The sequence below is a fragment of the Polaribacter sp. HaHaR_3_91 genome, from assembly GCF_019278525.1.
Classification (GTDB): domain Bacteria; phylum Bacteroidota; class Bacteroidia; order Flavobacteriales; family Flavobacteriaceae; genus Polaribacter.
The window spans coordinates 2,544,282-2,556,790 of record NZ_CP058986.1 but is presented as its reverse complement, the minus strand read 5'-3'; the positions used below and the strand labels follow the sequence as shown (position 1 = coordinate 2,556,790).

14 protein-coding genes are annotated in these 12,509 nt (G+C 29.1%); 9 read left to right on the top strand and 5 right to left on the bottom strand.

All coding sequences use genetic code 11. The features are described from left to right. The first annotated feature begins 2 nt into the window (after positions 1 to 2). The 3 genes from H0I27_RS10750 (at position 3) to pheT (ending at position 4,600) form a co-directional block, all read left to right on the top strand. Positions 3 to 1,166, top strand: a complete 1,164-nt coding sequence (locus H0I27_RS10750) for a peptidylprolyl isomerase (protein WP_218730710.1) — start codon at positions 3 to 5, stop codon at positions 1,164 to 1,166. Beyond that, positions 1,156 to 1,728: a phosphatase PAP2 family protein gene (locus tag H0I27_RS10745; protein ID WP_218730709.1), complete on the top strand. Its 573-nt coding sequence runs from the start codon at positions 1,156 to 1,158 to the stop codon at positions 1,726 to 1,728. The genes H0I27_RS10750 and H0I27_RS10745 overlap by 11 nt, the downstream gene beginning before the upstream one ends. A gap of 445 nt (positions 1,729 to 2,173) precedes the next feature. Next, entirely contained in the window at positions 2,174 to 4,600 is a 2,427-nt protein-coding gene (pheT, locus tag H0I27_RS10740; RefSeq protein WP_218730708.1) for a phenylalanine--tRNA ligase subunit beta, read from the top strand. A gap of 291 nt (positions 4,601 to 4,891) precedes the next feature. Here the strand turns inward: pheT and lipA are convergent, their stop codons facing one another. The 5 genes from lipA to H0I27_RS10715 form a co-directional block, all read right to left on the bottom strand. Beyond that, the gene (lipA, locus tag H0I27_RS10735; protein WP_218730707.1) at positions 4,892 to 5,761 is read right to left on the bottom strand and encodes a lipoyl synthase; all 870 of its coding nucleotides are present in this window, start codon (positions 5,759 to 5,761) and stop codon (positions 4,892 to 4,894) included. 111 nt (positions 5,762 to 5,872) lie between these two features. Next, positions 5,873 to 6,025 carry a hypothetical protein gene (locus H0I27_RS10730; RefSeq protein WP_218730706.1) on the bottom strand — a complete coding sequence of 51 codons (153 nt, stop codon included), beginning with the start codon at positions 6,023 to 6,025 and terminating at the stop codon, positions 5,873 to 5,875. A 53-nt stretch (positions 6,026 to 6,078) separates the two neighbouring features. Beyond that, a complete protein-coding gene (locus H0I27_RS10725; protein WP_218730705.1) occupies positions 6,079 to 6,642 on the bottom strand; it encodes an RNA polymerase sigma factor in 564 nt (187 codons plus the stop codon). Further along, entirely contained in the window at positions 6,633 to 7,736 is a 1,104-nt protein-coding gene (locus tag H0I27_RS10720) for a glycosyltransferase (RefSeq protein ID WP_218730704.1), read from the bottom strand. The genes H0I27_RS10725 and H0I27_RS10720 overlap by 10 nt, the downstream gene beginning before the upstream one ends. Positions 7,737 to 7,749: 13 nt before the next feature. Beyond that, on the bottom strand, positions 7,750 to 7,953 hold the full coding sequence (locus H0I27_RS10715; RefSeq protein ID WP_165733369.1) for a membrane or secreted protein: 204 nt from the start codon (positions 7,951 to 7,953) through the stop codon (positions 7,750 to 7,752). A gap of 133 nt (positions 7,954 to 8,086) precedes the next feature. Here H0I27_RS10715 and H0I27_RS10710 point away from each other — a divergent pair, with 133 nt between their 5' ends. The 6 genes from H0I27_RS10710 (at position 8,087) to H0I27_RS10685 (ending at position 12,436) form a co-directional block, all read left to right on the top strand. After that, complete coding sequence (locus H0I27_RS10710; protein WP_218730703.1) at positions 8,087 to 8,917, top strand: mechanosensitive ion channel family protein; 831 nt, start codon at positions 8,087 to 8,089, stop codon at positions 8,915 to 8,917. A gap of 69 nt (positions 8,918 to 8,986) precedes the next feature. Further along, complete coding sequence (locus H0I27_RS10705; RefSeq protein WP_254713078.1) at positions 8,987 to 9,580, top strand: RNA polymerase sigma factor; 594 nt, start codon at positions 8,987 to 8,989, stop codon at positions 9,578 to 9,580. Between the two features lie 63 nt (positions 9,581 to 9,643). Then, positions 9,644 to 9,964: a hypothetical protein gene (locus H0I27_RS10700; protein WP_218730702.1), complete on the top strand. Its 321-nt coding sequence runs from the start codon at positions 9,644 to 9,646 to the stop codon at positions 9,962 to 9,964. 5 nt (positions 9,965 to 9,969) lie between these two features. Next, positions 9,970 to 10,458 carry a Spy/CpxP family protein refolding chaperone gene (locus H0I27_RS10695; protein WP_218730701.1) on the top strand — a complete coding sequence of 163 codons (489 nt, stop codon included), beginning with the start codon at positions 9,970 to 9,972 and terminating at the stop codon, positions 10,456 to 10,458. A gap of 228 nt (positions 10,459 to 10,686) precedes the next feature. Then, the gene (locus H0I27_RS10690; protein ID WP_218730700.1) at positions 10,687 to 10,980 is read left to right on the top strand and encodes an EF-hand domain-containing protein; all 294 of its coding nucleotides are present in this window, start codon (positions 10,687 to 10,689) and stop codon (positions 10,978 to 10,980) included. Positions 10,981 to 11,023: 43 nt separating this feature from the next. Further along, the gene (locus H0I27_RS10685) at positions 11,024 to 12,436 is read left to right on the top strand and encodes a CotH kinase family protein (RefSeq protein ID WP_218730699.1); all 1,413 of its coding nucleotides are present in this window, start codon (positions 11,024 to 11,026) and stop codon (positions 12,434 to 12,436) included. Positions 12,437 to 12,509 lie beyond the last annotated feature (73 nt).

Here is a 12,509-nt window from a genome sequence, read left to right as displayed (position 1 = left end):
TGATGAAGAATTTAAAATACTTAATTGCATTTGTTATTTTATTAACTGCATGCAGCACTACACCAGAAAAGTACAAAGGACTTAATGATGGAGTTTATGCTGAAATTTTAACCAATAATGGGGAGATTTTAGTAGAATTATATGCAGAAGATGTACCAATGACAGTTGCAAACTTTGTTTCTCTTGTAGAAGGAACAAATAGCAAGTTAGTAGATTCTTTAAAAGGTAAAGACTTTTATGAAGGTGTTATTTTTCATAGAGTTGTAGATAACTTTGTAATTCAGGGTGGTGGTTTTACTGCTAGTGGAAGAAAAGATGCAGGTTATGTTTTTGGTGACGAATTTCCAAAGAGTGAAGATGGAGATTTAATGTACAGACATAATGATAAAGGGATTCTTTCTATGGCAAATGCAGGACCAACAACCAACAATACTCAGTTTTTTATTACTCATAAACCAATTCCACATTTAGATGGTAAACATGCTGTGTTTGGTAAAACAATAATAAACGCACTTCAGTTAAAAGAATTAAAAAGTAAAATTAAAGATTCTTTACAGTTAAACAAAGCAATAGATTCTACAAGAATGTCTGTTGTAAATAGTATTGTACAAAAAGATACTATTTTATCTGTAAAGATTCTTAAACTTGGGGCTGAAGCAAATAGCTTTAATGCCGCAGAAGTTTTTGATACTCAATTAGGAGATTTCGCAAATTTAGAAAAAGATAAAAAGAAAGCTGAAGATGAAGTTGAAAAAGCAAGATATGCTAATTATTTAGTAGAAAAGGCGGCTTTTTTAGATGAAATGGATGAAGCTAAAGCAGAAAAAACATCTTCTGGACTTCGCATTTTAAAATTAAAAGAAACTTCTGGAAAAAAAATAGTTGACAACAAACCTTTAACTATTAATTATACCTTGTATACTGCAGATGGTAAAAAAATTCAGTCTACAGCAGAAACTAGTGGAACACCTTTTGTTTGTCAGTTAAATGATACTCAAAGACCTATGATTGCAGGTTTTAAAGAAGGTGTCTTAACGATGAACGAAGGAGAAAAAGTACGTTTATTTATCCCTTACTATTTAGGGTATGGTGAAGAAAAATATGGTCCTTTTCCTGCAAAATCTGATTTAGTTTTTGAAGTTGAAGTATTAAAAATTGGAAAATAATTTGTTAGAAAATATTATACATTTAGATAAAGAGTTATTAATTTTTCTAAACAGTTTAGGGAGTGAGCAATGGGATCCGTTTTGGTTGGTAATTACCAATCAGCTTTATTGGAGCCCATTGTTTATTCTTATTTTTTATTTAACCATTAAGGCTTATGGTTGGAAACAAGGTGGATTTATGATTCTTACCATGATTTTATTGGTCGCCTTTTCAGACCAATTTACGAACCTTATAAAAAATTCGGTACAACGTTTACGTCCTAATAACGATCCAGAAATAAAGCACTTATTAAGAACGCTAATTACTCCTCAGAGTTTTAGTTTTACCTCTGGGCATGCTTCTACATCAACATTTTTCTCTGTTTTTGTAGTATTACTTTTAAAAGATAAATATAAGTATATCTACTTTGTTTTATTTTGGCCATTAATTTTCGCTTATAGTAGGTTGTATTTAGGAGTACATTTTCCTCTAGATATTATTGTAGGCGCTTTAGTAGGTGTCACTTTTGCTAATATTTATTACTACTTTTTTAAGAAGGTCAATCAAAAAATATTTCAATAAAATTAGACAAGATCCTTACTTTATTTTGTGTTTTTTTTTCGATAATTATCGAAGTAAAATATATGCAATAAATTCTTCAATTTAAAATATTAAAACCAGTTTTATAAATGCATAATTAGGTTGTTCTAACTTTTTTTACGAACTAATTTTTAATTTTAATAAAAAAAATGTAATCAAAATACATTTAAACTTTAGAAGTAGCAACTTTTTTATAGTACAGGTCCGAAACTAAAAAAAGAGGCTGTAATTGGTGCTCTTCAGAAATAAAACATTTGCTAGAAAGTAGTTGATAATTCTGTGTTTTCTACAACATTATTCAGATTTAAAGACACGTTATAATTTATTTTAGAAATATTAAAAATAAACTTACTTTTTAGAATTAAAATGGATGATAAAAAGTAGATTTTAAGTAAATTTGCAGTTAACAAACCCGGAAAAAAATAATATGAAAATATCATACAATTGGTTACAACAATTTTTGCAGATAGATTGGGAGCCTGTTAAAACAGGAGAATTGTTAACTGATTTAGGTTTAGAGGTGGAAGGAATTGAAACCAAAGAATCTATAAAAGGAAGTTTAAAAGGAATTGTTGTTGGTAAGGTTTTAACTTGTATACAGCATCCTAACGCAGATCGTTTAAAAGTAACTACAGTAGATTTAGGCCTAGAGAATCCCGTACAAATTGTGTGTGGTGCACCTAATGTTGCTGCAGGACAAAAAGTGCCAGTTGCAACTATTGGAACTACTTTATATGACGAGAAGGGTGACGGCTTTAAAATAAAAAAAGGTAAGATAAGAGGAGAGGAGAGTCATGGAATGATTTGTGCCGAAGACGAATTAGGTTTAGGTAAAGGGCATGACGGAATTTTAGTCTTAGATAAAAAACTAAAAACGGGTACACCTGTTGCAGAAGTTTTTAAAATAGAAACAGATTATGTTTTCGAAATAGGGTTAACGCCTAATAGATCTGATGCAATGAGTCATTTTGGTGTTGCAAGAGATTTACGTGCAGGTTTAATTCAGCAAGACATTAAGTTAGAATTGATATCTCCTTCTGTAAGTAATTTTCATGTAGATGAAAGAACGTTACGCGTAGATGTAGAAGTAGAAAGTAAAGAAGCTACTCCTCGTTATTGTGGTATTACGATTACAGATATAGAAGTTAAAGATTCGCCAGAATGGATTCAAAATAGGTTAAAGGCTATTGGCTTAACACCTAAAAACAATATTGTAGATATTACAAATTATGTTTTACATGAATTAGGACAGCCTTTACATGCCTTTGATGCTCAGAAAATAAAAGGAAATAAAATACTTGTAAAAACATTAGAAGAAGGTACTAAGTTTACCACTTTAGATGAAGTTGAAAGAGAATTATCATCAGAAGATATTATGATTTGTGATGGAGATTCTAATCCGCTTTGTATCGCAGGTGTTTTTGGAGGTTTACATTCTGGAGTTACAAAATATACAAAATCTATATTTTTAGAAAGTGCTTATTTTAATCCGGTTAGTGTTCGTAAAACAGCCAAAAGACATGCTTTAAATACAGATGCATCTTTCCGTTTTGAGCGTGGTATAGATATAAATACAACAGAATATGCTTTAAAAAGAGCAGCATTGTTAATTGAAGAATATGCAGGTGGTAAATTAGCATCAGATGTTTCTGATTTTTATCCTGTTAAAATAGAAGATTTTCAAGTATTTTTGTCTTTTGAGCATGTGTATAGATTAATAGGACAAGAGATTCCTAAGGAAACCATTAAAAATATTTTAGCTTCTTTAGAAATTAAAATTAACAGTGTAACTAACGGTGGTCTTGGCTTAACAATACCTTCTTACAGAACAGATGTACAGCGTGAAGCAGATATTATTGAAGAAATTTTAAGAGTATACGGTTACAATAATATTGAATTTTCTCACAAACTAAATACTTCAATTTCTTTTGATTCTAATAAAGAAACTAAGATAGAGAACGTTATTGCAAACCAATTAAGTGCTTTAGGTTTTAACGAAACAATGGCAAATTCTTTAACAAAGCCAGAATACACGGCATTGTCTGAGAATATTAATGAAGAGGCAAATGTAGAAATGTTAAATCCGTTGAGTAACGATTTAAAAGTATTACGTCAATCTTTATTGTTTAGTGGTTTAGAATCTGTTAGTTATAATATCAATAGAAAAAATAACTCACTACAATTTTATGAATTTGGTAAAACATATCACAAATACAACGAGAAATACGAAGAAAACAAACATTTAACGCTTTTTGTTACCGGTAACAGAACAAAAGAAAGCTGGAGTGTTGCTAGTAAATCAACTGACTTCTTTTACTTAAAAGGTGTTATTACTTCTTTATTAAGTAGATTAGGAATAGATAAAGTAAAATCGTCACCATCTAAACAAGATATTTTTTCTGAAGGAATTTCTTTTGGTTTAGGAAAAATAAAATTAGTAGAATTTGGAGTTGTGAAAGCTTCTTTATTAAAAGAATTCGGAATTAAGCAAGAGGTTTTATTTGCTGATTTTAATTGGGATACTATTTTAAAATTAGTAGGAAATAAGAATATTAAAGTAAGTGAGTTATCTAAATTCCCAATTGTAAAACGTGATTTAGCCTTATTATTAGACTCTAAAGTTTCTTTTAACGAAGTATACAATTTAGCTTTTCAAGCTGAAAAAAAGCTATTAAAAGAGGTTGATTTATTTGATGTTTACGAAGGTGATAAATTACCAGAAGGAAAAAAATCGTATGCAATTAGTTTCTTATTACAAGATGAAACAAAAACTTTAGCAGACAAACAAATAGATAAAATAATGCAAAAATTACAGCAATCATTCGAAAAGAATTTAGAAGCTGTATTAAGGTAATTTAAAAATTACTTTTATTAATTTTCATAAAAAAACCATCTCATTTGAGATGGTTTTTTTTACTTACTAATTCAAATATTTATCTCAAAAACAGTTTACAAAGTTGCTTTCAATAGTGCTTTTTCAAACACGGTGCAAAAATAGTATATTATTTGAGAATATGTTAATTAAATTTAATTTTTATATTAATTTAATAAAAAAACGACTCTCAATTGAGAATCGTTAAATTTTATTCATTTTTGATGTAAAGATATAAGTGTTTATGCTAATACATTATAAACTTAAAAATATTTATACAGCGTGTTTATGTGCCTTGTAAGAAGAACGCACTAAAGCACCACTTTCTACATACATAAAGCCCATTTCTAAACCTAATGTTTCGTATTTTTTAAACTGATCTGGAGTGATAAATTCTTTAACCGGTAAATGCTTTTTGGTAGGTTGTAAATACTGACCAATCGTAATAATATCACAATTTACTGCACGTAAATCTTTCATGGTTTGTATAACTTCTTCTTCCATTTCTCCTAAACCTAGCATTAAACCAGTTTTAGTTCGCATTCCGTTTTCTTTTAAGTATTTTAAAACACCTAAGCTTCTATCGTATTTTGCTTGTATTCTAACTTCACGAGTCAACCTTCTAACGGTTTCCATATTATGAGAAACTACTTCTGGATGTACTTCTATAACTCTATCTAGCTGCTTTGTATTTCCTTGAAAATCTGGAATTAAAGTTTCTAAAGTTGTTTTTGGGTTTGCTCTACGGATTGCATCCACAGTTTCTGCCCAAATAATAGAACCACCATCTTTTAAATCGTCTCTATCTACAGAAGTAATTACAGCGTGTTTTATGCTCATTAATTTTATAGAACGTGCCACTTTTTCTGGTTCATCCCATTCTACAGTATCTGGTCTTCCGGTTTTTACACCACAAAAACCACAAGAACGAGTACATGTGTTTCCTAAAATCATAAATGTAGCAGTACCTTCTCCCCAACATTCTCCCATGTTTGGGCAGCTTCCACTAGTACAAATGGTATTCAGTTTATATTTATCTACCAAAGTTCTTAGTTCCGTGTATTTTTTACCAACAGGTAATTTTACACGTAACCATTTTGGTTTTTTAGCTTTTTCTGGAAGTATTACAGATTCTATTGCCATTTTTTATTGAATTTGAAAAACAAAGATACAAAGGAAAAAATAAAAAAGTAGAGTTATCATTTTAAGTATTAAACTTGTTTTATAAGAAATAATGAGATGTTGAATTTTCTTCTAAAAGTGCCCGGTTAAACCCGCCTTAAAATGTTCCCAATCAGAAATTATAGCTTTAAAAATAATAAAAGAAACTACAGCAATTAAAGTACTTATTCTTATGTTATTCTTGTCTTTTTTAGAGATGGAGTTCTTTTTCTGTTTTGTTGTCATTACAAGGTTTTTTAGAAAATAAAGAATTAATTACAAAAACATTGGTATATAGTTTAAGATTTCTTAATAATCTCTGCTAACAATTTTTTAGCTCTCAACAACTTTACCTTTACGTTATTCATAGGTTCGTTAATTTGCTCGGAAATTTCTTTATATGATAATTCCTGAAAATAACGTAATTGAATCACTTCTTGGTATTTCGGTTTTAATTTTTTGATGTCCCTTAATAACTTTGCTAAGTTTTGTTCTGTAATAATTTTATCTTCAGGAGTAGGGTTTTCATCGACTACTAAATACGCTTTTTCTTCTTGTTCTTTAGAAGTATTAGTAGCGATAGAAATATTTTTCTTTCGTAGTAAATCGATATGAACATTCTTAGAAATGGTGATTAGCCAAGTTTTAAAAACATACTGTTCATCAAAAGTATTAATTTTGTCAAAAGCTTTAGAAAACGTTTGTATAGTAATATCTTCTGCTTCGTTTTCGCTTTGTGTTCTCTTTAATTGATAATTATAAACGGCAGACCAATAGGTATCCAATAAGAATCTAAATGCAGATTGATTTCCACTTTTAGCCTTTGTAATATTGATTGTAAGTTTAGTATTGTCTATTTCCAATGATTTGGTTTTGACGACAAATTAGTGATAAATATTGAAAAGTGAAATATTAGTAGGCCTATTTCTAAAAAAGGCAATACATAAGTGATGGTTGGTTCTTTTAATTTTTTAGCAGAAAAACCGATAACAATGAATTGTACTAAATAATACGTTAAAAATATTGCTAAAACAGGTTCCCAAGGATAAAGGAAAAATAAAAGAATAGCCAAAAGATAAAACAATACTTTAGAAACAAAGAACAAGCCTAAAAAGAATTTATGTTTTGGTTTATAGTATTTTGCTGTAGATATATGTCTCCTTTTTTGTTGAAACCATTCTTTAAAGCTTTTGGGAGCAATAGATTCTGTAAAACTTTTTTTAGAGATGGTAAAGGTCGTATTTTCTTTGTTAGCTGCATCTTGAATAAACAAATCATCATCACCAGATTTTATATGGATATGATTTATAAAACCTTTCACATTAAAAAACTCAGATCTATGATATGCTAAATTACGACCAACTCCCATATACGGAGATCCTAATTTTGCATAACTAAAATATTGTATTGCAGTTAACAAGGTTTCGAAACGAACAAATAAATTTACTAATGATTTTTCTTTTTTATACTTACCGTATCCTAAAACAATGGTTTTTTCTTCTTGGAAATTTTTAGACATTTCAGAAATCCAATGTTTAGATACAGGTTTACAATCTGCATCTGTAAACAGGAGATGATCATTTTTTGCACCTTTTATTCCTAGTGTTAACGCGTATTTTTTATTTCCCCAAAAAGCCTCTATATTCTCAACATTAATTAACTTAATATTAGAATGTTCTTTTTCAAAAGACTCCATAACCTCTAATGTTTCGTCTGAAGAAGCATCGTTTATTAAAACAATATCAAAATTTGAATAATCTTGATTTAATATAGATGGTAAAAAATCTTGTAAGTTTTTAGCTTCATTTTTGGCACATACAATTACAGTTATAGGAATATCTAAGGCATTTTTTCTATCTGTTTTTTTTTTGAATAAAAAAGAAGAAAAAATGAGATAATAAATAATTTGTATTGCTGTAAATACTACAAAAGAGTAGAAGAGTACAGATAATATCATTTAAAAAAGAGAGTTAGTTATGTTCGGTGTCTTCGCAAGTATCAAATTGGTCTGGAGTTTTTCCACAAAAACCACAAGACTCTCCTGATTTGTTTAACATTGGGTTTTGGCTTGCACAAGTACCTGCAAATTTACCATCTTTTTTTGCCCATATTTTTATAGCGATTCCTGCCACTGCAAGTGCTAATAAACCTAAAGTAAGAAATAATAATTTCATAATAAAAATTTGAGATACAAAGATACGAATTCTTAAGCTGTCTTAAAAAACAATATAGAATATTTATATAGTGACTTTTTAAGAAATTAGGTGTCAAAACTTTGAATATAATTAACAACTTTAACATAAAATTATGGATACAATTACACAATCTTTACAAAACTTTTACAACACAATTTCTGCGGGTTTAGGAAACTGGGGACTTCAATTAATTGGTGCTTTTGCAGCATTAATAATTGGTCTTTGGATTATTAGGATGATTATGAAAGGAGTTTCTAAAGGGTTTGAAAAAACAAAATTAGATGAAACTTTACAACCTTTTCTATTAACCAGTATTGGTTTTATTTTAAAATTACTATTAATTATTTCTATTGCAGGTATTGTTGGTTTGCCAATGGCCTCTTTTGCAGCATTAATGGCAGGTGTAGGTTTGGCAATTGGTGCTGCTTTTAATGGTTCTTTAGGGCATATAGCTTCAGGTATTATGTTACTTATTTTTAAGCCTTTTAAAGTAGGAGATTTAATTAAAACAAACGGAGCTTTTGGTTTTGTAAAAGAAATATCTGTCTTTGTTACCGTTATAGAAACGTTTCAGAATGAAACTGAAATTATACCAAATTCTACCATTACTTCTAATAAGATTACCAATTTAACTAAAATAGGAAATCTACGTATCGACATGCCTTTTGCAATTAGATATGGATCGGATATTGAGAAGGCAAAACAAATTGTATTGGATGTTCTTTTAAAAGATAATTATGTTTTACAAGAAGGTGCAAGTGCTCCAAGAGTTGCCGTAAATAATTTAGGACAAAATAGTGTTGAGTTATTAGCTTTACCTTATGCTAATTGTGAAAATTATTGGGATGTTTTTTGGGATACTAGACAGAGAATTGTAGAAGCTTTAGGAAACGCCGGTTATGAAGCTCCTTTACCACAAAGAGTTGTTACAATGACTAAATAATATATTTTATATTTAAGAATAAAGAAAAGACTGTTTATCTAGACAGTCTTTTTTTGTATGTTTACTTTTTTGAAAACAATAATCTTGACCGAAGAGAACTTAATAGCACAATTAAAATCAGGAAAACAGACTGCTTTTAGTCAACTTTTAGATGACTATCAACAGAAAGTTTTTGGTACCTGCATTTCTTTTGTGCCTAATAAAGAAGATGCAGAAGATATTGCACAAGAAGTTTTTTTAGAAATTTTTAGATCTATTTCTAAATTTAAAGGAGATTCTAAACTTTCTACTTGGATTTATAAAATAGCGACCAATAAGTGTCTAGAATTTATCAGAAAAAAGAATACTAAAAAGAGATTTGCGTTTATGCAAACTATTTTAGGAAATGAAATTCCGTTAGATAAAACAAATTATTTTACAGAAGTAAATCACCCAGGTATTTTATTAGAGAATAAAGAAAAATCTGCAACTATTTTTAAGGCTATAAATACTTTGCCAGAAGCACAGAGAATTGTGTTTACGTTGGCAAAGATTGATGATAAAAGTTATCAAGAAATAGTAGAAATTACGGGTAAAAGTTTATCCTCGGTAGAGTCTTTAATGTTTAGAGCTAAGAAGAGTTTGCAAGAAAAATTAATAAATTTTTATAAAAACAATAATTAAGCGCAAGTTTTTAAAATAATTTGCATCTAAAAAAGTATAATGTTATTTTATAATTGAAATAAAATGAATAAAAAAGATATACATAAAAAAGTAGAAGAGACCTTTAAGGTATTAGATACTATTGATAAAGTAGAAGTAAATCACTTTTTTAAGCATAAAGTTTTACAAAAAATACAAGCTGAAAAGGTAGAAAAGAAACCTGTTTTTTCTTGGTTTACACCGCAGTTACAATTGGCAACCTTAGGTATTGTTTTGTTATTAAATATAGGAACTATTTTTTATGCTTTTAACAGTTCATCTCAAAGTACAAGTTCAGCTTCAGATATTAAAACGTTTGCACAAGAATACTCTTTACAATCAGATAGCAGTTCTATTTTAAATTAAAAGTTATGAAATCAAAATTACTTCCTATTCTTCTAATCTTGTTACTACTATTAAATGGAGTATTAATTTTTATGTTGGTAAAAAAGCCACATGAAAATCAAAGAATTAATCCGACAAGAAATTTTTTAACCGAACAATTAAGTTTTACAGAAACTCAAAAAGCATCATTTAAAACATTAGATGTAGCGCATAGACAGGTAATGAGAGGTCTAGAAGATCAGCTTAAAGATCAAAAAGATATTTTATTTGATAGCTTTAATAAAAAAGATTTTAAGATTGATTCTTTAACTACAAAAATTGGACTTTTACAAGCAAAAAAGGATGCAGAGGTTTTTTCTTTTTTTAAACAGGTAAGAGAAATTTGTACAGCAGATCAAGCGCAAAAGTTTGATAAAATAATTAAAGAAGCCATAAGAGGTGGAGATAGAATGCCTCCAAATGATGGTAACATGCCTCCTCCGGGAAATGAAAGAATGCCACCGCCACCAAGATAATATATTTATAAATAATTTAGTTATAAAAAAAATCCAAAGCTTAACTGCTTTGGATTTTTTTTTGAGAATGATGAAGTTAATTTTTAAAGTGTTTTTAAAATAAAATTAATGCTTTAATTTTTAGGTGTTACTATTTTTTAATTAGATATGTTAAAGTAAAGTTAACGTGCACAAGTTTTTAAAAGCACTCGCATCTAAAGGTATATAAACTTAATAAATAGATTAAAAATGAAAAAATCAACAAATAAATTTTTAGCAGTAATAATAGTTTCTTTAGGAGTATCAGTATCAACTTTTGCACAACAAGGTAATTCTGATGAAAAACCAAAAGGGCCTCCAACATTTAAACAACTTTTAAAAGAATTTGATGCTAATGAAGATGGTAAAATTTCTCAAAAAGAAGTAAAAGGGCCTTTGGTTAAAGATTTTAAAAAAATTGATACAGATGAAGATGGTTTCATTTCAGAAAAAGAACTGAAAGATGCCCCAAAACCAGAAAGAAGAGAAAGAGCTAGAAATTAAGGGTAACAAAATAGAATCAAAAAAATCAATCAAACAATTAATTATGAAAAATTATAAAATTCAATTATTCTCATTAGTGATTACACTTTTTATTTTTTCGTGTACAAGTGATGATGTTTCTGATGTTGTAGTAGATGACACAGATGATAACGAAGAAGTTGCTGTGGTAATAGATGATACAGATTTTGAAGCAATAGATTGGACCGAAGCTACACATAGTAAAGATGTAGACCCAAATATTAGCGAAGTTTTTGAAGATAACACAGTAAAAAGGTTAGACTTTGTAATTACAGAAGAGCGTTGGCAAACCATGTTAGATGATATGGAAAACCTTTACGGCACATTTGGGCAAAGTGGTGCAAGTGGTTTTTCAGACGAAGATCCTATTTTTGTTCCTGGAGAAGTTTTTTATGAAGGTAATGAATGGTACAGAGTTGGTTTGCGTTTTAAAGGAAATTCTAGTTTGCAGTCTAGTTGGCAAGCAGGTATTTTAAAGCTATCGTTTAAATTAGATTTTGATGAGTTTGAAGATGATTATCCTCAAATAAAGAATCAACGTTTTTATGGAATTAAAAAATTGAGTCTTAAAAATAATTATGATGATAGCTCTATGTTAAGAGAAAAGGTAGCCACAGATGTGTTTAGAAATGCTGGTTTAGTAGCTTCTCATACCGCATTTTACACCTTATATGTAGATCATGGAGATGGACCACAGTATTTTGGGTTGTATACTTTAGTTGAAGAAGTAGATGGAAGTGTTTTAGATACACAATTTTCTGATGATGACGGAAATTTATACAAACCAGATGGAGATGCAGCAAGTTTTGCAAGCGGAACTTTTGATGAAGATGAATATGTGAAAAAGAATAATGAAGATGAGGCAGATTTTTCTGATGTACAAAACCTTTTAACAATTATAAACGATGGTACTAGAACTTCAGATCCTGAAGCTTGGAGAACCACTTTAGATGCTGTTTTTGATACTGAGGTCTTTTTAAAATATTTAGCAGTAAATACGGTGGTTCAAAATTGGGATACTTATGGTAGAATGACACATAACTATTTCTTATACAATGACCCTGCTACGAGCAAATTAACATGGATTCCTTGGGATAATAATGAAGCTTTACAAACTGGTAAAATGGGAGGTTCTTTACCTTTAAATTTCTCTGGCTTAAGTTCATCTCAATGGCCTTTAATTGGGTATATGTATCAAGATGAAGTTTATAAAGAAAAGTATGATGCGTATGTAGAAGAGGTTATAAATGGTGCATTTAATGAAACTACAATTCAGGCTTTATATACAAGTTATGCTGCTTTGGTAGAAGAATATGCAACATCAGAAGTTGCAGGATATTCATTTTTAAATAATAGTTCAGATTTTCAATCGGCAGTTAGTCAATTAAAATCACATGCGACCTCTAGAAAAACAGCGGTAGCAGCTTATTTAGATTAAAGAAAATAGTATTTGAGTTTGGTTAATTGTTAAAAGCTTCATAAGAAATTATGAGGCTTTTTTTGTTAAAATA

What these genes read in the sequence shown, in the direction of transcription:
- H0I27_RS10750 (WP_218730710.1), top strand. Translation starts at nt 3, where the DNA reads ATGAAGAATTTAAAATACTTAATTGCATTTGTTATTTTATTAACTGCA.
- pheT (WP_218730708.1), top strand. Translation starts at nt 2,174, where the DNA reads ATGAAAATATCATACAATTGGTTACAACAATTTTTGCAGATAGATTGG.
- lipA (WP_218730707.1), bottom strand. Translation starts at nt 5,761, where the DNA reads ATGGCAATAGAATCTGTAATACTTCCAGAAAAAGCTAAAAAACCAAAA.
- H0I27_RS10730 (WP_218730706.1), bottom strand. Translation starts at nt 6,025, where the DNA reads ATGACAACAAAACAGAAAAAGAACTCCATCTCTAAAAAAGACAAGAAT.
- H0I27_RS10720 (WP_218730704.1), bottom strand. Translation starts at nt 7,736, where the DNA reads ATGATATTATCTGTACTCTTCTACTCTTTTGTAGTATTTACAGCAATA.
- H0I27_RS10715 (WP_165733369.1), bottom strand. Translation starts at nt 7,953, where the DNA reads ATGAAATTATTATTTCTTACTTTAGGTTTATTAGCACTTGCAGTGGCA.
- H0I27_RS10710 (WP_218730703.1), top strand. Translation starts at nt 8,087, where the DNA reads ATGGATACAATTACACAATCTTTACAAAACTTTTACAACACAATTTCT.
- H0I27_RS10700 (WP_218730702.1), top strand. Translation starts at nt 9,644, where the DNA reads ATGAATAAAAAAGATATACATAAAAAAGTAGAAGAGACCTTTAAGGTA.
- H0I27_RS10695 (WP_218730701.1), top strand. Translation starts at nt 9,970, where the DNA reads ATGAAATCAAAATTACTTCCTATTCTTCTAATCTTGTTACTACTATTA.
- H0I27_RS10690 (WP_218730700.1), top strand. Translation starts at nt 10,687, where the DNA reads ATGAAAAAATCAACAAATAAATTTTTAGCAGTAATAATAGTTTCTTTA.
- H0I27_RS10685 (WP_218730699.1), top strand. Translation starts at nt 11,024, where the DNA reads ATGAAAAATTATAAAATTCAATTATTCTCATTAGTGATTACACTTTTT.